General features: G+C 68.6%; 20 protein-coding genes. 4 read left to right on the forward strand and 16 right to left on the reverse strand.

Annotated features, from left to right (window positions below; genetic code table 11):
* Window positions 1-43 precede the first annotated feature (43 nt).
* Window positions 44-913 carry a fumarylacetoacetate hydrolase family protein gene (locus ACFVRO_RS13375; RefSeq protein WP_386953081.1) on the forward strand — a complete coding sequence of 290 codons (870 nt, stop codon included), beginning with the start codon at window positions 44-46 and terminating at the stop codon, window positions 911-913.
* A 12-nt stretch (window positions 914-925) separates the two neighbouring features.
* Here the strand turns inward: ACFVRO_RS13375 and ACFVRO_RS13380 are convergent, their stop codons facing one another.
* From ACFVRO_RS13380 to ACFVRO_RS13415, 8 genes are all read right to left on the reverse strand, one after another.
* Window positions 926-2,059, reverse strand: a complete 1,134-nt coding sequence (locus ACFVRO_RS13380; RefSeq protein ID WP_386953084.1) for a LacI family DNA-binding transcriptional regulator — start codon at window positions 2,057-2,059, stop codon at window positions 926-928.
* A gap of 53 nt (window positions 2,060-2,112) precedes the next feature.
* Window positions 2,113-3,951: a glycoside hydrolase family 3 protein gene (locus tag ACFVRO_RS13385; RefSeq protein WP_386953086.1), complete on the reverse strand. Its 1,839-nt coding sequence runs from the start codon at window positions 3,949-3,951 to the stop codon at window positions 2,113-2,115.
* A 46-nt stretch (window positions 3,952-3,997) separates the two neighbouring features.
* Window positions 3,998-4,885 carry a carbohydrate ABC transporter permease gene (locus ACFVRO_RS13390; RefSeq protein WP_386953087.1) on the reverse strand — a complete coding sequence of 296 codons (888 nt, stop codon included), beginning with the start codon at window positions 4,883-4,885 and terminating at the stop codon, window positions 3,998-4,000.
* Window positions 4,886-4,889: 4 nt separating this feature from the next.
* Window positions 4,890-5,840: a carbohydrate ABC transporter permease gene (locus tag ACFVRO_RS13395; protein WP_386953090.1), complete on the reverse strand. Its 951-nt coding sequence runs from the start codon at window positions 5,838-5,840 to the stop codon at window positions 4,890-4,892.
* 4 nt (window positions 5,841-5,844) lie between these two features.
* A complete protein-coding gene (locus ACFVRO_RS13400; RefSeq protein WP_386953093.1) occupies window positions 5,845-7,110 on the reverse strand; it encodes an extracellular solute-binding protein in 1,266 nt (421 codons plus the stop codon).
* Window positions 7,111-7,273: 163 nt separating this feature from the next.
* Window positions 7,274-8,734: an aspartate ammonia-lyase gene (locus ACFVRO_RS13405; protein WP_341942411.1), complete on the reverse strand. Its 1,461-nt coding sequence runs from the start codon at window positions 8,732-8,734 to the stop codon at window positions 7,274-7,276.
* Window positions 8,735-8,813: 79 nt separating this feature from the next.
* The gene (locus tag ACFVRO_RS13410; protein ID WP_386953096.1) at window positions 8,814-9,734 is read right to left on the reverse strand and encodes a metallophosphoesterase; all 921 of its coding nucleotides are present in this window, start codon (window positions 9,732-9,734) and stop codon (window positions 8,814-8,816) included.
* 43 nt (window positions 9,735-9,777) lie between these two features.
* Complete coding sequence (locus tag ACFVRO_RS13415; protein ID WP_386953099.1) at window positions 9,778-10,356, reverse strand: dihydrofolate reductase family protein; 579 nt, start codon at window positions 10,354-10,356, stop codon at window positions 9,778-9,780.
* Between the two features lie 72 nt (window positions 10,357-10,428).
* Here ACFVRO_RS13415 and ACFVRO_RS13420 point away from each other — a divergent pair, with 72 nt between their 5' ends.
* Window positions 10,429-10,995 carry a TetR/AcrR family transcriptional regulator gene (locus ACFVRO_RS13420; protein ID WP_386953102.1) on the forward strand — a complete coding sequence of 189 codons (567 nt, stop codon included), beginning with the start codon at window positions 10,429-10,431 and terminating at the stop codon, window positions 10,993-10,995.
* Between the two features lie 13 nt (window positions 10,996-11,008).
* Here the strand turns inward: ACFVRO_RS13420 and ACFVRO_RS13425 are convergent, their stop codons facing one another.
* Complete coding sequence (locus ACFVRO_RS13425; RefSeq protein WP_105674599.1) at window positions 11,009-11,347, reverse strand: peptidase; 339 nt, start codon at window positions 11,345-11,347, stop codon at window positions 11,009-11,011.
* Window positions 11,344-12,690, reverse strand: coding sequence for an anion permease (locus ACFVRO_RS13430; protein ID WP_386953104.1), 1,347 nt, complete (start codon window positions 12,688-12,690; stop codon window positions 11,344-11,346). The genes ACFVRO_RS13425 and ACFVRO_RS13430 overlap by 4 nt, the downstream gene beginning before the upstream one ends.
* 156 nt (window positions 12,691-12,846) lie before the next feature.
* Here ACFVRO_RS13430 and ACFVRO_RS13435 point away from each other — a divergent pair, with 156 nt between their 5' ends.
* Both ACFVRO_RS13435 and ACFVRO_RS13440 read left to right on the forward strand, forming a co-directional pair.
* Complete coding sequence (locus ACFVRO_RS13435; RefSeq protein WP_386953106.1) at window positions 12,847-14,943, forward strand: S9 family peptidase; 2,097 nt, start codon at window positions 12,847-12,849, stop codon at window positions 14,941-14,943.
* A 260-nt stretch (window positions 14,944-15,203) separates the two neighbouring features.
* Window positions 15,204-16,037, forward strand: coding sequence for an endonuclease domain-containing protein (locus ACFVRO_RS13440; RefSeq protein ID WP_386953109.1), 834 nt, complete (start codon window positions 15,204-15,206; stop codon window positions 16,035-16,037).
* 590 nt (window positions 16,038-16,627) lie between these two features.
* On the opposite strand, the gene ACFVRO_RS13445 is transcribed toward ACFVRO_RS13440, so the two are convergent.
* The 6 genes from ACFVRO_RS13445 to truB form a co-directional block, all read right to left on the reverse strand.
* The gene (locus ACFVRO_RS13445) at window positions 16,628-17,656 is read right to left on the reverse strand and encodes an ATP-dependent 6-phosphofructokinase (RefSeq protein WP_105674605.1); all 1,029 of its coding nucleotides are present in this window, start codon (window positions 17,654-17,656) and stop codon (window positions 16,628-16,630) included.
* Window positions 17,657-17,863: 207 nt separating this feature from the next.
* Window positions 17,864-20,008: a DEAD/DEAH box helicase gene (locus ACFVRO_RS13450; RefSeq protein WP_223586613.1), complete on the reverse strand. Its 2,145-nt coding sequence runs from the start codon at window positions 20,006-20,008 to the stop codon at window positions 17,864-17,866.
* 222 nt (window positions 20,009-20,230) lie between these two features.
* Complete coding sequence (locus ACFVRO_RS13455; protein ID WP_386953111.1) at window positions 20,231-21,184, reverse strand: bifunctional riboflavin kinase/FAD synthetase; 954 nt, start codon at window positions 21,182-21,184, stop codon at window positions 20,231-20,233.
* Window positions 21,181-21,624, reverse strand: coding sequence for a hypothetical protein (locus tag ACFVRO_RS13460; RefSeq protein ID WP_386953113.1), 444 nt, complete (start codon window positions 21,622-21,624; stop codon window positions 21,181-21,183). Before ACFVRO_RS13460 ends, ACFVRO_RS13455 begins: the two co-directional genes overlap by 4 nt.
* 45 nt (window positions 21,625-21,669) lie before the next feature.
* Window positions 21,670-22,038, reverse strand: a complete 369-nt coding sequence (locus ACFVRO_RS13465; RefSeq protein WP_386953115.1) for a hypothetical protein — start codon at window positions 22,036-22,038, stop codon at window positions 21,670-21,672.
* Window positions 22,035-22,928, reverse strand: a complete 894-nt coding sequence (gene truB / locus ACFVRO_RS13470) for a tRNA pseudouridine(55) synthase TruB (protein ID WP_386953116.1) — start codon at window positions 22,926-22,928, stop codon at window positions 22,035-22,037. The genes ACFVRO_RS13465 and truB overlap by 4 nt, the downstream gene beginning before the upstream one ends.
* Between the last annotated feature and the right edge of the window lie 27 nt (window positions 22,929-22,955).

Below are 22,955 nucleotides of genomic sequence, written 5' to 3' on the forward strand. Positions count from 1 at the left end.
CTTCCTCCAGGCGGCGCAGCGGCATGGCGGCTACCGTAGAGGTATGCGGTTCGCTCATCTGCGCCGTGCCGACTCCCCCGCCGCTCATCTCGCGGTCGTGGAGGGCACCGACGCCATCCTCGTCTCTGATCTCCTGTCCGACCCTCCTGCCACCCTGCAGCAGCTGATCGAGGGGGGCGACGAGACTCTGGACGCTCTGCGCTCCGCGCTGTCGTCGGCGTCAGCGCCGCGTCATCCGCTCGACGAGTGGGCGTTCGCATCGGCCGTCCTCGCGCCGCCGGCCGTGCTGGCCGTCGGTCTCAACTACGCCGCGCACTCCAGCGAGCTCGGTCTGAAGACCGATGCCGCCCCCACCGTCTTCACCCTGTGGCCCAACTCGCTCACCGGTCACGGAGAGACGACGACCTGGCCGCGCGCGCTCAGCGAAGCGGTCGACTACGAGGCGGAGCTCGGCGTGCTCATCGGCACACCGGCGAAGGACGTCGCCGAGGCGGAGGCCTTGAGCCACGTCTGGGGCTACACGGTCGTCAACGACATCACGGCTCGCAACGTCCAGTTCGCCGAAGCGCAGTGGTCTCGCTGCAAGTCGTTCGACGGGTTCACCCCGACGGGTCCGTTCGCGGTCACCGCCGACGAGATCCCCGACCCGCAGGATCTCCACATCTGGACCGTCGTCGACGGTCACACCGTGCAGGACGCCACCACGGGTCAGATGGTGCGGTCGGTCGCGAAGCTCATCGCGCACCTGTCGCAGTCGCTCACGCTGCTGCCGGGCACTCTGATCTCCACCGGAAGCCCGGGCGGCGCCGGCTACTCGCGCGACCCGCAGATCTTCCTGCGCGACCGCTCCACGGTCACGGTCGGCATCGACGGCATCGGCGAACTCACCACGCACTGCCGCATGATCGACTGACCGCGGTCGCCGTCAGCCGGCGCAGCCGCAGCTCTCACCGCGCTGGAGGCCGACGCCGAGGCGCACGGTCCTCGGCTCCATCGAGCCGTCGCCGGGGTCCGTCAGCAGAAGGTGCGCGGCGATCCTGCCCATCAGCTCCATCGGCTGACGGATCGTCGTGAGCGTCGGCGTCGTCGTGCGAGCCGCGAGGATGCCGTCGAACCCGACGATGAGCACATCGCGAGGCGCCTCGACGCCCTCGGCGCGCAGCACGTCCATGAGGGCGATGGCGACCTGGTCGCTCGCGCAGACGAGCGCATCCGGCAGGGTGCCCGCGCGGGCACGGGCGACGACGTCGGCGAACTCCGGCGCGATGTCGAGATCGACCTCGTCGAGCTGCTCCCCCGTCACGGCGTCTCCGCGTTCGGAGAGGATCCGGAAGAACGCGTCCCCGCGCTCCGCGTAGTCGTGCGAGAGGCGCGCGCCGATCCACCCCAGCGTCGACACGCTGTGCACGTCGACGAGGTGATCGATGAGAAGTCGTTCGCCGCCGACGTTGTCCACGAGAACGTGGTGGCCGTCGCCGGTCTCGCTGCTGAGCACCACGACGGGGAGGTTCGACGCCACGGAGGCGAGAGAGGCCATCGCCGACTTCCCCGGCAGCACCGCGAGCCCGTCCACCCGTCCCGCGGTGTCGGCGACATCGGACAGTCCCGTCCCGCCCGTGCTGAGCAGCACGGCGCGGCCGTTGCGCTTGCACTCCAGCACGAAGCCGCGCTGCACCTCGTCGACGTAGAGCGGGAACGTCTGAGGCTCGCTGAGGCGCGCGTCCTCCGCGGCATCCCACGGCACGAGCCCCGCATCGAGATCCAGCGTCTCGATGTCGACGCGCTTCTCGTGGGCGCCCGGCTGCTGCGGCAGAGCGCCGTCCTGCGGGCCGTCGAGGAGCAGATCGAACAGGTGGAGGCCGAGGACTCCCGTGCGGCCCCTGGCGAGGTTGCGGGCGGAACCGCTCGGCACGTAGCCGATCTCCCGCGCCGCCTCCAGCACGGCATCCCTCGTCTCCGGGCGGACCTTCTCGGGCCTGCGGAATGCGAAGGACACCGTCGCGATGGAGACGCCCGCGCGTTCGGCGACGTCGTAGACGGTGGGGCGGCTGGACGCCATGGACACCTCGCTCTCTGGGCGATTCTACTGACGGCCGCAGACTCCGGCCGCCGTCAGCTCAGGGTGAGTCCGCTGCGCAGCGGGTACAGCGGATCAGAGGTGTCCCCGGGAACATCGGCCCTCGATCGGCGCACGGCCTCCATCGAACGAGGTATCTCCACTGGCAGGGTTCCGCGGAGCGCGACCCTCCCGGAGAGCGCCGCGAGCACCGCCTCGTCCGAGCTGCCGAAGTCGACGACCAGCGCGGACGCGAAGGGCACGAGCGGGGTGAGGATGCCGGGGCGGTCGAGGTTCACGATCACCACGAGCGGACAGTGCGCGGCGATGCGCTGCAGGCGCACGACCAGTCCGGGAGGGAACTCCAGGGATCCCTGATGGAACCATCGTTCGAGGAAGAGGTCGTCGCGCGGCTCGAACGGTGCGCCGATCCTCACGATCGCGACGTCGGAGTCCTCCGGACGCGGCACCGAGTCCGCGTACTCGTCCAGCGCGCTCTCGCGCACTCCTTCCGCGTAGACGCGGGGGCGCGCGCCGCCGAAGAGCGGGAGCATCCCGTCGCGGTTCTCGAGCACGGTGACCGACTCCGCCTGCGCCCGGAAGCCCTCCGCGCGGAAGGCGGCCGAGCCGACGATGCGTTCGGCCTCGTCCTCGTCGACGAACGGGTCGTCGAACAGGCCCAGCTGGAACTTCACGAGCAGGATCCGCCGCACCGACTCGTCGAGCCTCGCCTCTGGAACCGCACCGGACGCGACGAGCTCGAGGAGCAGTTCCACGCACTCCTCCCCTCCGAACTGGTCGGCGCCCGCGTCGAGGAGCATCCGCATGCGCTCGATCGGCGAGAGATGCTCGACGCCCCATGCCCGCGCCGGCAGCACCTGATCTCCGACGTGGTTGTCGTTGACGAGCTCCCAGTCGGTGACGACGACGCCGTCGTAGCCGAGCTCCTCGCGGAGGAGGTCGGTGATGATCTGACGGTTGTACCCGAAGCCGACCTCGGCGATGCGCTCGCCGTTGCGCACCAGGTCGACGGGCATCCCGTAGTACGGCATCATGCCGGCGGTGCCCTGCCTGATGGCCTCCACGAACGGCTTCAGATGCTCCTCGAAGCGTCCGCCGGGGTAGACCTGCTCGCGCCCGTACGGGAAGTGCGCGTCCTCCCCGTCCAGCTGCGGCCCGCCGCCGGGGAAGTGCTTCGTGGTGCACGCCACGCTCTGCGCGCCGAGCGTCTCGCCCTGGAAGCCCTGCAGGTACGCCGCGGTGATCTCGGAGACGCGGTCGGCGTCGTAGCCGAAGGTCTGCGCCTGACGCCCCCACCGCGCTTCGGTGGGCAGGTCGATCTGCGGATGCAGCGCCGCACGGATCCCCACGGCGAGGTATTCCTGACGCGCCGTGTCGGCGAAGCGCCGGATCAGGTCGATGTCGTCGATCGCGGCGAGCCCCATCGCCTCCGGCCACTGCGAGAACGGACCGGCGGAGAAGGCGACTCCCGTGTTCTCCACGAAGGCGTGCCGCGGGTCGGTGCTGATCGTGACCGGAATGCCGTGCGGCGTCTGCTCGGCGAGGCGCTGCAGGTTGTTGTTCCAGCGCGCCCCGTCGCGCGCCGTCCGCATGGCGTGCACGTTGAAGTGGCTGAGGTGCTTGCGGAGGACGACATCCGATGTCGGCGACTTGGAGATCGCGCCCGGGGTCTCGAGCACCTCGCCGTCGGGCCCGATCTCGATGACCGTCTGGAACATCAGCCCGGCCTTCTCCTCGACGGACAGGCGTCCGAGCAGGTCCTCGGTGCGCTCAGCGGGAGACAGACGCGGATCCTCGTACGGATCCATCGTCCCGTTTCCGTTGAGATCGCGGTACTCGACGCCGTCGCTCGACGTGCGGAGGTGGGGGTTCATGCGTGTCCTGCTTTCCGTGGGACGGGGAGATGACGAGAGATGCCGCCTACTTCAGCCCGGTCGTCGCGACACCGCGGATGAACCAGCGCTGCAGGAAGACGAACAGGAGGAGGATCGGCGTGATGACGAGGACCGAGCCGGCGAGCAGCAGGCCGTAGTCGGTCGCGTTCTGTCCCGTCGAGTAGAGCGACAGGGCGACGGGGAGCGTGTACATCTCCTGCGTCTGCGCTGCGACGAGGGGCCAGAGGAAGTTGTTCCAGGAGGACAGGAACGTGAGGATGCCGAGGGTCGCCAGCGGCGGCCCGCACAGCGGCATGACGATGCGCGTGAAGATGCGCCACTCCCCTGCGCCGTCCAGCCGAGCCGCCTCCAGCAGCGGGTCGGGGATGCCGAGCATGAACTGCCGCATGAGGAACACCCCGATCGGCGCCGTCAGGAACGGCAGGATGAGTCCGGGGAACGTGTTCACCAGACCGAGCGCGGAGACCATGACGAACAGCGGGACGAACGTGACGACGCCGGGCACCATGAGGGTGACCATGACGAGCCCGAACAGCGCCTTCTTGCCGGGGAACTCCATCTTGGCGAGCGCGTACCCGACCATCGAGCAGAACACCATGTTGCCGAGCACGGTGACCACCGCGACGACGAGGCTGTTCACGAAGAAGTGCCCGAAGTCGAGCGGACCGAACCAGGCGGCGAAGTTCTCGCCCGTGGGGTTCTCCGGCCACCAGGTCGGCGGTCGGCGGAGGATCTCCCCCTGCGTCTTGACGGAGCCCAGCACCATCCAGACGAAGGGGATCAGCCACAGCACGAGTCCGACGGCCAGGACGGTGTAGGTGAGAGCGCGGCCGCTGCGGCCCGTCGAACGGCGCCGCTTCGGACGGCGGTGCGCCGCAGCATCCGCAGCGGGGGCGAGCGTGGAGGTCGTCATGGCGTCAGTCCTTCGAACGGAGCAGCCGGAACTGCAGCAGGCTGATCAGGGCGATCGCGAGGAAGAGCACGTAGCTCGCCGCCGACGCGAGTCCGTACTCCCCGAAACCGAACTGCTGATACGTGTAGAAGGCGACGGAGAGCGTCGAGTCCAGCGGGCCGCCCTTGGTCATCACGAAGGCCTCCTCGAAGAACTGGAGGTAGCCGACGGAGATGAGGACGGCCCCGAGGAGCAGAGTCGGCCGGAGCAGCGGCAGCGTCACCGAGATGAGACGACGCCAGGGTGAGGCGCCGTCCATCGTGGCGGCCTCGTTCACGTCTTCCGGCACGGCCTGGAGCCCCGCGAGGAAGATCACCATGAGCGTGCCGACGTTGCGCCACACCGCCATCATGATGAGCGATGGCAGCGCGAAGGCGGGGTCGTTGAGCCAGTTGGGGCCGTCGATTCCGACCAGCGCGAGTGCCGAGTTCAACAGCCCGTCCGGCTGCAGGATGTAGCGCCACACCACGGAGATCGCCACGATGCTCGTCACCACGGGCGCGTAGAAGCCCACGCGGAAGAACGAGACGATCCGTCCGCGCCCGTTGTTGAGCGCGAGAGCGAGTGCGAGAGCAACGATCATCGTGATCGGGATGCCGACGAGCACGAAGATGCCGGTGACCCCGAGGGAGGTGAGGAATCGGGAGTCGGCGAACAGGGTGAAGAACTGCTCGAGACCCACGAAGTTCACGGCGAACGGGGACCTGATGTCGCGCGCCGTGAAATCGGTGAAGGACATCGCGAACGATCCGACGATCGGGAACAGCATGAAGATCGCGAACACGACGACGAACGGGAGGGCGAAGCCCCAGGCGACGAAGGCCTGACGCCTGCGACGCACCGCGCCCAGGCTTCGCTTCCCCTCGCCGCGAGGGCCGCGGACGGCCCTCACGGCGGTGGCGGTGGATGCGGACATCGGGTCAGTCCAGCCCGATGGTGTCCGCTTCGCCCTGCAGCGTCTTCAGGACGTCGGCGACGTCGCCCGTCCCCCGACGGAGGGCCTCCAGCGCCTGGTCGCCCTTGGCAGCGACCTTGACCCAGCTCGTCGTCACCGGCGGCGCCTTGGCGGTCTCCAGCTGGGTCCCGAACGTCGCGAGTCCGGCATCGCCGGCGACGGCCGACTCCTTCCACGCCGCGGTGGACGCGGGCAGGTCACCGGTCGCCTCGAAGAACGAGGCCTGCGTCTTCGGCTGGCTCAGCCAGTCGACGAGCTTCCACGCGGATGACGCGTTGTCGCTGCCGTCGAACACGACGAGGTTCGCCCCGCCGCTGAAGGACACGGAGCCGTCGAGAGCCGGAAGCACCGCCGTCGTGTACTTGTCGGTGAAGCCTTCGCCGCCGACAGCTTCGAGCTGGCCCCGCAGGAACGGCCCTTCGACGACCATCGGCGCGGTGCCGTCGACGAACGCGGCCTCGGTCGCGCCGGGAGAGGTGTCGACGTTCGGGTCGGCGATGCCGTCCGTGAAGAAGCTCTGGTAATACTCCAGCCCCTTCGTCATCTCGGGGGTGTCGAGAGTCCAGTTCTTGCCGTCGGTGAGCTCGGCCCCGGCCGACCACGGCATCCACATGGCGCCCTGGAAGGAGTCGTTGCCCGCCGGCAGGCGCATGCCCCACGTGGAGCCGCCCTTGCTCTGCATGTCGGCGGCCATCTGCGACAGCTCTTCCCAGGTCTTCGGCGCCTCGGTCCAGCCCGCCTTCTCCGCGATGTCGGTGCGGTAGTAGAGCACGCGCGTGTCCACGTACCAGGGCACCCCCGCGGCGCGGTCGCCCACCTTCGTCGTGCTCAGGGCCCCCTCGAAGAAGCCGTCGGTGGAGATCTGCTCCGGAACCGTCGCGAAGGCGTCGGCGAAGTCGGCCATCCAGGTCGTCCCCATCATCGCGATATCGGGGGTGTTGCCGCCGGCGATGGCGGTCTGGATCTTGTTGTGCGCAGCATCCCAGGGGATCGGCGTCACGTCGATCTTCACATCGGGATTCTCCTTCTGGAACGCCTTCACGAAGTCGGGAAGGGCCTCGCCCTCCGCCCCCATCGCCCAGATCGAGATCGTGCCCGTCGCGGGTCCGTCGTCGATCGTCGTCGTCTCGCCGGGTCCGGATGCCGCGTCATCCGTACGCCCGCATCCGCTCAGCAGCAGGGTTGCAGCGGTCAGAGCCGCCACTCCCCCCAGCACGCTCGTGAACTTCACGTCTTCCTCCTCGAATCGCTCGCTCAGAATCTATGCGCTTAAACTCGCATGTCCTGCTATCTAAGCGCATAGATTCCCGATCGGCAACCCCTGCCGCGCGCACTCCGCCCCCGAAACGCAGAACAGCCCCGGCGCGGTGCGCCGGGGCTGTTCTGAGAAGGGATCAGATCTCTACGAGGTCATCCGGGGTGATGATCGGGATCGCCGCCGTCACAGCCTCGAGCCCGGACAGACGCGCCGGGGAGAGCTGCTTCGCGACCTCGTCGCGCGACATCAGCCCGGCCTCCACGACGAGGTCTGCGACGTTGCGGTTCGTCAGCAGCGCCGTCTTCGCGAGGGCTGCGGCCGCCGCGTAGCCGATGAACGGGGTGAGGGCGGTGATGACGCCCACCGAAGCACCGACCATCGCACCGAGACGGTCGCGGTTGGCCGTGATGCCGTCGACGCAGTTCACGCGGAGCGTCCACATGGCCTGGCGCATCCAGGTGATCGACTGGAAGATCGAGTGCGCGATGACGGGCTCGAAGGCGTTGAGCTGCAGCTGCCCCGCCTCCGCGGCCATCGTGACCGTCATGTCGGCGCCGGCGACGGCGAACGCCACCTGGTTGACGACCTCGGGGATGACGGGGTTGACCTTGCCGGGCATGATGCTCGACCCGGCCTGCATGGCGGGGAGGTTGATCTCGCCGAGACCCGCCTGCGGCCCCGACGACAGCAGTCGCAGGTCGTTGCAGATCTTCGAGAGCTTCATCGCGTTGCGCTTCAGCGTCGAGGAGAACGACATGAACGAACCGGTGTCGCTGGTGGCCTCGACGAGGTCGCCTGCGGTCACGAGATCGAGCTCGGTGATCTCACGCAGGTGCTTGAGCACGGCGGGCGCGTAGTCGGGGTGGGTGGTGATGCCGGTGCCGATGGCGGTCGCGCCCATGTTGATCTCGAACATCAGCGACGCGTTCTCGGTGAGGCGCGAGTGGTCGTAGCCGAGCGTGGTGGCGAAGCCGTGGAACTCCTGACCGAGCGTCATCGGCACGGCGTCCTGGAGCTGCGTGCGTCCCACCTTGAGGACGTCGTGGAACTCACGGGACTTGCCGAGGAAGGAGCGACGGAGGAGGTCGAGCTCCTCGAGCAGGGAGCGCAGCGTCAGCGACAGTCCGATCTTGACGGCGGTCGGGTACACATCGTTCGTGGACTGGCTGCGGTTCGTGTGGTCGATCGGTGACAGGAAGGCGTAGTCGCCCTTCTCCCGTCCGGCCATCTCGAGCGCGATGTTGGTGATGACCTCGTTCGCGTTCATGTTGGTCGAGGTGCCGGCGCCGCCCTGGATGACTCCGACCGTGAACTGGTCGTGGAACTCGCCGTCGATCACCCGTTGCGCCGCACGATCGATCAGGTCCGCGCGCTCGTGGTCGAGGACGCCGATCTCGCGGTTCGCGCGGGCACTGGCCTGCTTGACCATCGCGAGGGCGACCACCAGATCGGGGTACACCGAGATCGGGCGCTTCGTGATCGGGAAGTTCGCGTCGGCGCGGGCGGTGTGGATGCCCCAGTACGCGTCGGCGGGGATCTCCATGCTCCCGAGCGAATCGGTCTCTGTACGGGTGAGGGAGGGCGCGGCAGAAGCCATGTCACATCCTTGTGGGTCGTGGCGAGTGAGAAGTATGGGGGATGCCACAAGTCTACGCCTGCGCCACGGCCGCGCCCGTTCAGCGACCGCGTTTGCGGGAGAACGCCTCGAGCCGTTGCTCGGGCGAGAGGCGCGCCATCCGCTCCAGCCACTCCGGCGAGAAGTACGTGCCGGTGTCGGCATCGGTCACGGGGACAACCGCATGCGTGATCGTGTCGGGGTGCACGTGCACCAGCTGGAACGCCTGAGCGGCGTCCATCCCGTTGACCTCCGCCGCGGGCAGGGCCACGTTCATCGTGTAGCACGTCGCCGACGCCACGCTCACGGGAACGCCCGCGAACATCCCGTGCGAGGAGTAGTGCAGGTGGCCGGCGAGGATGCCGCGCACGTCGCTGCCGCGGACGATCTCGGTGAGCTCGTCCTGATGCCTCAGCTCGAGGATGTCGAAGAGCGGCAGATGACTCGGCAGCGGCGGATGGTGCATGGCCAGCAGCGTTCCGTGCGGGGCCGGCTCGCGGAGCAGATCGGCCAGCCAGTCGAGCTGTGCACGGTCGAGGTCGCCGTGATGCCAGCCGGGCACGCTGGTGTCGAGAGCGATCAGCCGGAGTCCGTCGAGGTCCCAGACCCCGGTGACCGGCTCCTCGGTGGGGCTCAGATCGAGGAGACCGGCCCGCAGCGCGGGGCGCTCGTCATGATTGCCCGCGACCCAGACGACGGTGGTGCCGAGCGCCTCCGCCACCGGTTCGACGGCGTCGCGGAGCCGGCGGTAGGCGTCGGGCTCCCCCAGGTCGGCGAGGTCACCCGTGATGACGATGGCCGCCGGATGGGGGTGCACCGCGCGGATCGCGTCGAGGGTGCGCCCGAAGTTCGCCTCCACGTCGTAGCGCCCGCCCAGCCGCGCACCACCCGCGAGGAAGTGCGGATCGCTGACGTGGATGAGCACGTGCGATGCGGGCCGGTGTCTGCCGAACGCGTACTCGGCTCCCTGGGGCTCGGACATGGCTCCAGCCTAGGCGGCGGGACAGACGCCCCGCCGCCCGCCGTCACTCGACGGTCGCGCGGACGTACTCGGACAGCACGACACCCGACCCGAACGCCGTCGTCCCGATCTCGTCGAACCGCTCCGGACGGTAGGGGCGCGAGCCGAACAGCGGGATGCCGCTGCCGAACAGCAGTGGGTTCCGCTTCAGCACGAGGCGATCGATCTCGTCGGCGAGGGTCGCCGCGAGAGCCCCTCCTCCGCAGAGCCAGATGGCGCCGCCGCTCTGCTGCTTGAGATCCCTGACCACGCGGACAGGATCATCCGCCGTCACCTCGAGGTTCTCCCCGCTCGCCGTGTTCGAACGGGAGAACACGATCTGACGCAGGTGCCGGTACGGGCTCGTGACCCCGAACGGCAGGCCCACGGCGTAGGTGTTCCGCCCCATCAGCACGGTGTCGAACATTCCGCCGTCGCGGGAGATCCCCTGCGCCTCGGCGATGTCGGTGGGAACGGTGTCCCCGAAGCGCTCGTTGATCGCCGCCATGTGATCGCCCTCGCTGAGGAGGGCGTCGAACTCCCCCTCAGGCCCGGCGATGAAACCGTCGAGGCTCACGGCCACGTAGTAGACCAGTTCTCGCATCACCACTCCAATCACAACATCTGTCGTGAATGAAGAGTACATCAGCTGTAGTGGTTGCGCTACAGTGAGCGCATGGCGAAGAACGACACCCGCCGCCGGTCTCTGGCGGATGCAGGCCTCACCGTGCTCGCACGCGAGGGGTCACGGGGTCTCACGCACCGCGCCGTCGACCTCGAGGCCGGCGCGCCGACGGGGACCACGTCCAACTACTTCCGGAGCAGAGACGCCCTCGTCGCCGGACTCGTCGAACGCATCGGCGAGCGTCTCGCCCCGACCGCCCAGGACCTCGACCGACGGGCCTCAGAGGTCCCGAGCAGGGCCCTGTTCGCCGACTACGTCCGCGACATCGTCCGCCGCCTCACCGGCGATCGCGAGGTCACGATCGCCCTGTTCGAACTGCGCCTGGAGAGCAGCCGGCGGCCCGAGGTCGCCGCCGTCCTCGGCGCGTGGCAGCGCGCGGGCTTCGATGGCGACGTCGCCTTCAACAGCGCGGCCGGACTCCCCGGCGGCCGACGCGAGATCGCCCTCTTCCACTACGCGATCGACGGTCTCCTGCTGGACAGACTGACCACTCCGATCGATCCGGACACCTCGACCGACGACGTGATCGACGATCTCGTCGCCGGCCTGCTGGGCTGATCCTCCTGGCTGGTCAGTGCCCGCCGATGACGATCAGCGCGATGCCGCCGATCACCGCGAGAGCGCAGACGACGAAGCAGGCGTAGGCGCCGACCAGGGAGAGGCGCTTCTGCGCGTCGGTGAGCGGACTCTTCTTGGCCGCCTTGGCCGCCTGCTTGGCGGCGCGCTTGAGGTCCTTCTCCGTGATCACCGTGATCGCGTCGGTGAACTCGGCGGGGCTCACCACGGGAGCATGCCCGCCGCGGACGAGCAGACGGAGGCCCATCGCGTAGAACCCGACGACCGCACACGCTCCGATCAGTGCGGCGGCGAACACCAGGATGAAGGCGTTCCAGTCGATCACGACGTTCACTTCGACTCCTCACCGGTCGATGCCGCAGCATCCTTCTTCGCCGACTTGCCCTTCGACGACTTCTTCCTGTCGTCGGCGGCCTTCTTCGCGTCGGCTTTCGCCTTCTCGCGGGCGGCGGCACGCGCCTTGGCCTCCGCCTTCGCCTGCTCGATGCGCTGCTGCCTCCGCGTGGGCGGCGGGGTGTCGGGAAGTTCGACGGCCAGACCGGACTCCGCCACGTCGCTCATCGCGTTGGCGTGCGTCACGGCGTCCTTGCGCGAGCGCAGGAAGAGGCCGATGATCACGCCGAGTGCGAGGACGGTGTCGATCGCGATGCCCCAGGGACCGAGCCAGGTGATCAGCAGGGCGGCGAAGGCTCCGACCGCGCCGGCGGCCGGAAGGGTCAGCAGCCACCCGATCGCGATGCGCCCCGCTGTGCGCCAGCGGACGGTCGACCCTCGGCGGCCGAGGCCGGATCCGATCACCGATCCGGAGGCGACCTGTGTGGTCGAGAGCGCGAAGCCGAAGTAGCTCGACGCGAGGATCGTCGCCGCGGTCGAGCTCTCCGCCGAGAAGCCCTGCGCGGGCTTGACCTCCGTGAGACCCTTGCCGAGGGTGCGGATGATCCGCCAGCCGCCGAGATAGGTTCCGAGCGCGATCGTCACGGCACAGGCGATGATGACCCACAGGTAGGGGTCCGCCTGGTCGCGGCTCTGCCAGCCGACGGTGATGAGCGCGAGGGTGATGACGCCCATGGTCTTCTGCGCGTCGTTCGTTCCGTGCGCGAGCGCGACCATGGACGACGTGAAGATCTGCCCCCAGCGGAAGCCGTCGCGTCCGTCGGGCTTGTTGTCGTAGCGTCGCGTGATCGAGTACGCGATCTTGGTGGCGGCGAACGCGATGAGCCCCGCCGTGACGGGGGCGATCAGCGCGGGGAGGATGATCTTGGAGAGCACGGCTCCGAAGTCGATGCCGCCGACGCCGACCCCGACGAGGGTCGCGCCGATCAGGCCGCCGAACAGCGCGTGCGAGGAGCTCGACGGAAGGCCGAGCAGCCAGGTCAGCATGTTCCAGGTGATCGCGCCGATGAGACCGGCGAAGATCATCGGCAGGAAGATGCTCGCCTGATCCTGCAGCCCCTCCTCGCGGATGATGCCGTGCGAGACGGTCTGCGACACCTCGGTCGAGAGGAACGCGCCGACCAGGTTGAGCCCAGCGGCGAGGAGCACCGCGGTCTTGGGCTTGAGGGCTCCGGTCGCGATGGGGGTCGCCATCGCGTTGGCCGTGTCGTGAAACCCGTTGGTGAAGTCGAAGAACAGTGCAAGTGCGATGACGAGCACGACGATGAGGGCTGCGGTTTCCACCGTTCGCTTTCGGTCGTTGAGGAAGAAGATTCGTGTCGACGGGATCGACGTGACGAACGAAGAGTTCATCGTGGGTTTGACTTCCGTTAACCGGCCCCGGTAAATCCTCCCACCCGCACAGGGGCCGGTCAACTCGACCTGGGCTAGCGTGGAACGGTGACTGATGCCCCGATCGCCGCCCGCCGCTCGACACTCCGCACCCACCACGGTGACACCTTCGAGGATCCCTACGAATGGATGCGCGACAAGGAGTCCGCAGAGGTCATCGCGCACCTCGAGGCGGAGAACGCCCACACGGATGCCGAGACGGCTCACCTCGAGCCGCTGCGCGAGCGCCTGTTCCAGGAGATCAAGGGTCGCGTCCAGGAGACCGATCTCTCCGTGCCGACGCGCCGGGGCGACTGGTGGTACTACAGCCGCACCGAGGAAGGGTCGCAGTACGGCATCCACTGCCGCACCGCTGCAGCGGCAGACGACTGGACTCCCCCACTGCTCGAGCCCGGTGTGCCCGTGCCGGGCGAGAGCGTCCTGCTCGACGGGAACGTCGAAGCCGAGGGGCACGAGTTCTTCTCGCTCGGCGCGTTCGACACCACCGACGACGCGACGAAGCTGCTCTGGTCGACCGACTTCGAGGGCGATGAGCTGTACACGGTGCGGGTCCGCGACCTCGTCACCGGCGAGACGCTGCCCGATGAGATCCCGAACACCGGCGGTGCGTTCTTCACCCCCGACGGCACGGGCGTCCTCTACACGACCCGAGATGAGGCCTGGCGCCCCGACACCCTGTGGCTGCACCGTCTCGGCACGGACGTCGCCGACGATCTGCGCCTCTTCCACGAGCCCGACGAGAAGTTCTGGCTCGGGGCGGGCATCACGCGCAGCCGGAAGTACCTCGTGATCGCCGTCGGGTCGAGCATCACGAGCGAGGAGTACCTCGTCGACCTGTCCGGCGACCTCACCGCGGAGCCGACCGTCATCTGGCCCCGCAGCGAGGGCGTCGAGTACTCCGTAGAGCACGCCGTCGTCGACGGCGAGGACCGGCTCTACATCCTGCACAATCAGGATGCCCTGGACTTCGAGCTCGTCTCTGTCGCCGCATCCGCGCCGCAGGGCGCGCGCCACGTCGTGCTCCCGCACCGTCCGGGGAGGCGGCTGCTGGGGATGGATGCGTTCCGCGACTTCGCGACTGTCGAGTACCGCAGCGAAGGCCTCGAGCGCGTGGCGCTGCTCGACTACGGCACGGATGCCGTCGAGGACATCGCCTTCGACGAGCCGCTCTACTCGGCAGGCGTCAGCGGCAATCCCGAGTGGCACGCGCCGTTCCTGCGGCTCGGCTACACGTCCTTCGTGACGCCGGGCACCGTGTACGAGCTCGACCTCGCGACCCGCGAACTCGTGCTGCGCAAGCAGGTCGCCGTGCTCGGCGGCTACTCCCCCGCCGACTACGGACAGGAGCGGGCGTGGGCCACGGCATCCGACGGCACCCGCGTGCCGATCTCGCTCGTGTGGAAGAGGTCCTTCGGCGACCCCGGCGCGGCGCTCCGCCCCGTCCACCTCTACGGCTACGGCTCCTACGAGCACTCCATCGACCCCGGTTTCTCGGTCGCGCGCCTCTCCGAGCTCGACCGCGGCGTGATCTTCGCGATCGCCCACGTCCGCGGCGGCGGCGAGATGGGGCGCCAGTGGTACGAAGACGGCAAGCTCCTGCACAAGCGCAACACGTTCACCGACTTCGTGGCCTGCGCCGAGCATCTGATCGCGAGCGGCGTGACCTCACCCGATCGACTGGTGGCTGAGGGTGCGAGCGCCGGCGGTCTGCTGATGGGCGCCGTCGCGAACCTCGCCCCCGAGTCGTTCGCGGGCATCCTCGCCGGGGTTCCGTTCGTCGACGCCCTCACGACCATCCTCGACCCCTCGCTTCCCCTCACCGTCATCGAGTGGGACGAGTGGGGCGACCCGCTGCACGGCGCCGACGTGTACGAGTACATGAAGTCCTACACGCCCTACGAGAACGTCCGCGACGGCGTCGACTATCCGCGCATCCTCGCCGTCACTTCGCTGAACGACTCTCGGGTGATGTATGTCGAGCCCGCGAAATGGGTGGCGCGGCTGCGCGAGGCGGGAGCGGCCGACGTCCTGCTCAAGTGCGAGATGGTCGCCGGCCACGGCGGCGTGAGCGGCCGGTACAACTCCTGGCGCGAGCGCGCCTTCGAGCTGGCCTGGATTCTTGACGTGGTCGGCCTGGCGGAGTAGCACCCCGGATACCGGATGCCCGGATGGCGGATGCCGGATGGCGGATGCCCGATGGCGGATGCCCGCGGCATCCGGGCAGTCCGAGATCCGCACATCCGACCGAAATGCGGAAGCCCCCGCCGGATCGATCCGGATCTCGGGCGAGGTGCCGCACCTCGGCCGGATCGCACTTCTCCTCCACAATGGAGGCGATTCACGGATCCGTCCACAGGCGGCACTATGGGCCCTGCGATGCACCTCCGCTCCCGCAGAATGTGCGGATGCTCCTCGAAGACTGGCTGCGTCTCCACGACGCGATCGCACACACCTCTGAGCTCTACGCCGCAGGGTTCGGCAAGCACGCGCTCGCCTCGGCCGTCGAGCGAGGTGTGATGCTGCGTGTGCGCCGATCCTGGATCGCTCTCCCCGACTGCGACGGCGACCTCATCAGAGCGATCACTGCGGGAGGGCGTCTCACCTGCATCAGCGAAGCGCGGCGCCTCAGCCTGTGGGTCCCTTCAGCTGACCCACGCGTGCACGTCATGGCGCCCGCAGGATCGGGGAAGATGGCGCTCGACGGCGTCCGAATCCACTGGTCGAACGGTCCTGCTCCCGTTCGTCGGCGCGCGCCAGCCGAACCGCTCGTCAACGTTCTGCACCATGTCGCGCAGTGCCTGGAGCCCTCAGCCGCGCTGGCGATCTGGGACTCCGCCCTCAACAAGAGGCTGATCGCCCCTCAGGTGCTCGAACGCGTCTCCTGGCGGGGGCGGCTCGAGAGGAGCCTCGCCTCGCGCGCGACGGCGCTCTCGGACTCAGGGCTCGAGACCGAGTTCGTCGAGATCATGCAGGGCATCGGGGTCAGCGTGCGACAGCAGGTCTGGATCGACGGTCACCCCGTCGACGCGCTGATCGGCGATCGGTTGATCGTGCAGCTGGACGGTTTCGCCCACCACGGTGCCGCGGCACGACGTCGAGACCTCGAGGCCGACGCCCGTCTGAGGCTGCGCGGGTACACGGTGCTCCGCTTCGACTACCAGCAGGTGTTCTTCCGACCGGAGTACGTGCGAGACGTCGTTCGGATGGCGATCGCCCAGGGGCTGCACCTCGCCGGTTGACGCACTGAGTTCCGGCATCCCTCCCGAGATTCGGATGCCGACGACGGATTCATCCGGAACACAGGAAGCCCGCCGGAACTCAGCACAGGGCACCACGGGCTACCCCAGCCACGAACCGGACGCCAGATCTCAGGCCCATCCGACCACACGACGCTCAGTTCCGGCATCCCTCCCGAGATCCGGATGCCGACGACGGATTCATCCGGAACACAGGAAGCCCGCCGCAACTCAGCACAGGGCACCACGGGGTACCCCAGCCACTGACCCGGACGCCAGACCTCAGGCCCATCCGATCACACGACGCTCAGATCCGGCATCCCTCCCGAGATCCGGATGCCGACGACGGATTCATCCGGAACACAGGAAGCCCGCCGCAACTCAGCACAGGGCACCACGGGCTACCCCAGCCGCGAACCGGACGCCAGACCTCAGGCCCATCCGACCACACGACGCTGAGATCCGGCATCCCTCCCGAGATCCGGATGCCGGCAGCGCATTCTTCCGGAACTCGGGCGATCGCGCGAAACTCGGGCGATCTTCCGGACCTCAGGCAGCCTGCCGGAACCGGACAGGCCGGACCTAGCCCAGGCTCAACCGAAGAGCGTGGCCGCGGCGTCGTAGCGGACCTGGGGAACCGTGTTCAGCTCGCCGAGAGCATCGGCGAAAGGAACCCGCACGATCTCGGTGCCCTGCATGGCGACCATCTGACCCCACGCGGCGTCGACGACGGCATCCGCGGCGTGCATGCCGAGGCGCGTCGCGAGAACGCGGTCGAAGGCGGACGGCGCACCGCCGCGCTGGATGTGCCCGAGGATCGTGGCACGGGTCTCGATTCCGGTGATGCGCTCGATCTCGGGGGCGAGCTGATCCCCGATCCCGCCCAGGCGCGGACGGTTGAAGGCGTCGAGGCCCTTGTCGCTGTAGGCCTCGTCCATGTCGCGGAGCTTGAACCCCTCGGAAACGACGACGAGCGGAGCACGGCCGCGGTCGTGAGCGCTCGTGACGAGCTCGCAGATCTCCTCGAGCGACATCGGGACCTCGGGGATGCAGATGACGTGGGCGCCGGCCGCCATGCCGGCGTGCAGGGCGATCCAGCCGACGTGGCGCCCCATGACCTCGGCGACCATGCAGCGTCGGTGCGAGTCTCCCGTGGTCCGCAGGCGGTCCATCGCGTCGGTGGCGATGTTCACGGCCGTGTCGAAGCCGAACGAGTAGTCGGTCGCGCGGAGGTCGTTGTCGATCGTCTTCGGCACGCCGATGACGTTGATGCCGTCCTTCGCGAGACGATCGGCCGCGGCGAGCGTGCCCTCGCCGCCGATCGCGATGATGCCGTCGATCTTGTGCCCGTACAGCGTCTTGGCGATGTTCTCCGCGCCGCCGCGGACTCCCTCGTACGGATTGGTCCGGCTGGTACCGAGGATGGTACCGCCGACCTTCGAGAGGCCCTTCACGTCGTGGCGGGTCAGGGGGAAGAAGTCGCCGTCGACGACACCTCGCCAGCCGTCGCGGATGCCGACGAACTCGAGGTCGTACGCACGGGTTCCCTTGAGCACGATCGCGCGGATGACCGCGTTGAGTCCGGGGCAGTCGCCACCGCTCGTCAGGATGCCGATCTTCATGCTGCCGCCTTCGGTTGTTCGGGTAAGTGAGGGGAAGGCGACGTTGCCTGCGAACGACACTAGCGCCCCAGAACGATGGAGCGCCATTCCAGGCGGTGAAAACGGAGGATCTTACGGTCGATTCGAGACGAAACCGCAGAAGTTCGAGAGTTGTGCCGAATACGACGCGAATGGGCGTTAAGAACCGAGGTTCTTAACGCGCATTCGTCAGACGGCGCCGAGGGCCTGTCGCAGCAGGTGCATGAGGGCCGCCAGCTGCACGGGCTCGCCCGCCACATCGTCGACGGCCTCGCCGTCGAGCGCGCGGGCCGCGAGCCCCTGCTTCTGGTCGATGAGCTCGGCGATCTTGGTGTCGATCGTGTGCGCGGCGATGATCCGCCACGCGGTAACCGGCTCGTCCTGTCCGATGCGGTGCACGCGGTCGATCGCCTGCGTCTGCTCCGCTGCCGTCCACGACAGCTCGGCGAGCACGACGTTCGAGGCCGCCTGGAGGTTCAGTCCGACGCCCGCCGCGGTGAGCGAGCAGACCGCGATGCCGACGGCGGGGTCGCCGTTGAAGTCGTCGATCGCCTGCTGACGGGCGGTGGTGGTCTGGTCGCCGCGGATCGAGACGGCGCGGATTCCGGCGGCGGCGAAATGCGCCTCCGCCTGGTCCATGACGTCGATGTGCTTCGCGAAGAACACGACCTTGCCCACCGAGCGCTGCAGCTGCGCGGCGTAGTCCGCGGCGAGCTGAGCCTTCGCCTGGCCGATGCGGCGGACCATTGTGAAGACGTTGTCCCCGCCCGTTCCCGCCGCCTTGGACTCCTCGAGCTCGTTCTGCGCGACGAGACGGACGATGTCGTCGTCGATCTCTCCCGGCGCGAGACCGCGATCTCCGCGGGCCTCGATGATCCGTCGGTAGCGGACGGCGAGTCGCTCGCCGAGCTCGCGCTCCGCCTGGCGGATGCTGCGGCCGAACTCGTCATCCAACTGGACGGGGAGGTCGGCGATGAGCTTGTCGGGGAGGTCGGCGGCGACGTCCTTCTTCTTGCGGCGCACGATGCCCATGGAGATGACGGCGTCGCGGGCCTCGGGGTAGAACGACTTGTCGGCGGGCGTGAAGCCGGTCGCGTCGAGCTTCTCCATCAGTTCGGGTCCCGGCTTCTCGCCCGTCGTCCATCCCAGGAAGCGCCAGATCGCGTCGAAGTCCTCGACGTCGTTGATCAGCGGGGTTCCGGTGAGGGCCAGCATCAGCGGGTTGCCGCCGGGAGTCCGCTCCCGCACGCGCGACGCGAGCGAGAGGACGTTCTGGGAACGCTGCGATGAGAGGTTCTTGATGAAGTGCGCCTCGTCGACGACCATGCCGCGCAGGCCGATCGACGCGAGCCACGAGAGATGCCGGTCGAGGATCTCGTAGTTGACGATGAAGATGTCCGCGAAGGCGTCGATGTCGGCGCCGTCGCCCTGGATGACGGTCGCGCGACGCTGCGGAGTCCACCGCTCGACCTCCCGCGCCCAGTTCATCTTGACGACGTTCGGCACCACGGCGAGCAGCGGGTAGGCACCGGCGACGGACGCCGCGAGGATGGACTGCGCGGTCTTGCCGAGCCCGGGCTCGTCGGCCAGCAGGAAGCTGCGGTGCCCGGCGCGCACGGCTTCGAGAAACCGCGACTGGTGGACCATGATCTCGAGGCCCTTGGGCGACAGGTGGTCGAACTCCGGCGCGGGGGGAAGGTCCATGGACGCGGCGGATCCGCCTGCACCGGTCTCGAACGCCTTGTAGAGCGGACCCATCAGCTCCCAGCCGTCCAGACGGCGGCGCGGGGTCGTGGTCACACGGGGCGTGAGGTCGGGAGCGAGGAACGGGTTCGCGAGCTGGCGCGACTCGACGGACGGCGGAGTCACCTGACGCTCCGCGATCGCGGCCGGGACGACGGGCGCCTGCACGGGCGCGACGTCGGCGATGATGAGCTCCTCCGGAGCGAGCTCGGCGCCGGACTCAAGCAGCCAGTCCCTGCGCATGCGCTTGGCGACCGGCGACGTGGCCTGGTCCGCCTCGAGGAGCTGGATCAGCGACGTGTCCCTCGCCGCGGTCTTGGCGAGGATCGTCGCGACGCCGTCGAGCCGCTTGAGCAGCTCGGAGCGTGCGGCATCGCCGATCTCGGCATCCGCTTTGACCCTGGCGCGCTCTTCGCGCACCAGGAAGGCGATGACCTGGAACTTGACGCGGTTCGTCGGTCCGAGCTTCCCACGCTGCGACTTCGCCTCGATCTCGCGCACCTTGCGCGCGAGGATCGGGATGAGGGGGGCCTCATCGTCGCGACGGGACGTCTTCCTTCGCCGCGTGGCGGCGGTTGCCGTGGTCGGCATGCTCCTCCTGAGCGTGAGGGCCGCGGCGCCGATGTGCGCCGAAGCCGTCTCGATGTCCGCGTGTGGCGCGAGATCTCACCGGTGTCGGCGAATCGTTACCAGGACCGTACGAACAGTGGTACAGATTCCCGTCGTTGCACGAAGGACGTGCGAGGATCACCGGGAACCGATCGTCAGTCTACGCCATACGTCTCGACGTCGGCGCGGCAGGACACGGAGAATTCATGCGCCCCGGGTGTCGAGCACCCGCTGCGCGTCGTCCACGTCGGCCGCCATCTGCTGCTTCAGCTTCTCGATGCCCTCGAACGCGACCATGCCGCGAAGGCGCTCCACGAACTCGACGGTGACGTCGTGTCCGTAGAGGTCGAGCTCCGTCTCCCCCATGACATGAGCCTCGACCTGACGCACCAGGACATCGTCGAAGGTCGGGTTGGTGCCGACGGAGATCGCCGACCGGTGGCGGATGCCGGTGTCGTGGTCGACCAGCCATCCGGCGTAGACGCCGTCGGCCGGGACGAAGGCGTCGGTGATCGTCGACAGGTTGGCCGTGGGGAAGCCGAGCTCACGTCCGCGCTTCAGTCCGTGCACGACCTCGCCGCGCACGTCCACGTGACGACCGAGCACCTCGGCGGCCGCGGCGACGTCACCGGCCATGAGGAGTTCGCGGATCCAGGTCGAGGAGACGCGGCGGTCCGATCCTTCGAGGAAGACGTCGTCGACGACCTCCACGGTGAATCCGAACCGCGGGCCCAGCTCGGCGAGCAGGGCCGGGGTGCCGGCCCCTCCGCGTCCGAACCGGAAGTCGTCTCCCACCAGAACGGTGGAGACCTTCAGCGCCGACACCAGGATGTCGGCGACGAAGTCCTCCGCGCTCCGAGCGGCGAGCTCCGCGTCGAAGGTCAGCATCAGGGTCGCGTCGATCTCCAGCTCGCTCAGGAGCTCGAGCTTGCGCTCGATCGTGACGACGTTCTCCGGGCAGAGATCAGGGCGCAGCACGGCGAGCGGGTTCCGGTCGAAGGTCACCGCGACCGCGCGCGCCCCCGAGGCCTCGGCCTGCTGCTTGAGACGGCGGATGACCGCGCGGTGCCCGGCGTGGACGCCGTCGAACTTGCCGATCGCGACGGCCGAGGGGCCGAAATCGGCCGGTACATCGAGCGGATCCCGGAAGACGATCATGCGGTCACCTCGGCGGACTCCTCCTGGGCGACCGGAGCCGGTCGATGCGTGCGCAGCCACCAGATGCCGAAGACGGGGAGGACGAGCGGGATGAACAGATACCCCCGCCCGAAGAGGGACCACACGGTCTCGTGCTGGAAGAGATCGGGCATGAGCAGACTGAGCGCACCGACGACGAGGACACCCGTCAACTCGAACACGATCGCGATCCATGCGACCGTGTACCACCCGCGCCTCTTGGCGAGCACGAGGGCGAGCGTCGCGAGGATGTAGACGACGGCGGCCAGTGCGGACAGTGAATACGCCAACGCGGCCTCGTCGAACCGGCGGAGGATCTGCACGAAGCTGCGGCCGGTCGCCGCCAGCGCCATCACGGCGTAGACGATCACGAGGACACGGCCGATGCCGGTCATCCGAGAAGGGGGTTCGGTGGTGCTCATAGCTCGATCCATCCTAGTTGCGGGTGGATGCGTCGGGATTCGCGCTCAGACGACCTGGATCGTCCAGATCGCGTGCATGCGCCAGACCATGATCGCGATGGCGAACGCCGCGACGCCGAGGATCACCGTGCTCCATCTGCTGCGCTCCATCAGGGCCCACAGCACGGCGCCGATCGGCAGGAGGACGGCGGACACCAGGTACACCCAGAATTCGAGGAGATCTCCCGTCGGCGGGTTCCCCGCCAGCGGCGCCACGATCGAGACCACGACCTGCACGATCAGCAGCGCCTCGACGGCGGCGAGAGCGCCGACCGTGACATCGCTGGGGCGGCGGCCTGCGAGTCCGGCCGAGACGCAGAACACGCCGGCGCCGACCGCGACGACGATCTGGACGATGGTCAGCCACAGGATCATCGTGCGACCTCCGGCATGTTCATCGCGCTCTTGAGGTCTGCACCGCGCTTCTCCACGACTCCGACGAGAACGCCGTCGTGGTCGATCGCGGCGGCCAGAGCTCCGTCGAGTCGTGACGCCTGTCCCTGCAGCCTCTTGCCGTGGCGCAGATCCCTCGCATCCTCCGCCGAGACGTCGAGTGGCTGAAGGACCCGCGCCGCCGCCTGCGCGGGCGTGAGGGTCGGCGCCCCCTCGAGGGCATCGATGCCGACGGCATCCGCGACGTCGAAGTCGCCGACCCTCGTGCGACGGAGCGCTGTCAGATGGCCGCCGACGCCCAGCCCCGACCCCAGGTCCCTCGCGAGCGAGCGGATGTAGGTGCCGGAGGAGCAGTCCACGATCACGTCGAGGTCGATGACGCCCTCCCCGTCGCGGCGTGCCAGCACGTCGAAGCGGGACACCGTCACCTCTCTCGCGGCGAGCACGACCTCCTCACCCGCGCGCACGCGATCGTAGGCGCGCCTGCCGTCGACCTTGATGGCGGACACCGAGCTCGGGACCTGCGAGATCCGCCCGGTGAGCGAGCGGATGCCGTCGGCGATGCGCTCCTCCGTGACGTCGGCCCATGCGTCGGACGGCGCCTGGACGATGATCTCCCCGTCGGCGTCGTCGGTGCTGGTCGTCTGCCCCAGACGGATCGTCGCGGCGTACGTCTTGTCGGCCCCGACGATGTACGTCAGCAGACGCGTCGCCCCTTCGATGCCGATGACGAGCAGCCCGGTCGCCATCGGATCCAGCGTGCCCGCGTGACCGACCTTGCGCGTTCCGAAGGCGCGTCTGGTGCGTGCGACGACGTCGTGGCTGGTCAGCCCAGCGGGCTTGTCAACGAGGAGGATGCCGGGCGAGACCATCCTCCCAGCCTACCGACGGCCGTCGGG

Source organism: Microbacterium sp. NPDC057944, from assembly GCF_042887445.1.
GTDB lineage: Bacteria > Actinomycetota > Actinomycetes > Actinomycetales > Microbacteriaceae > Microbacterium > Microbacterium natoriense.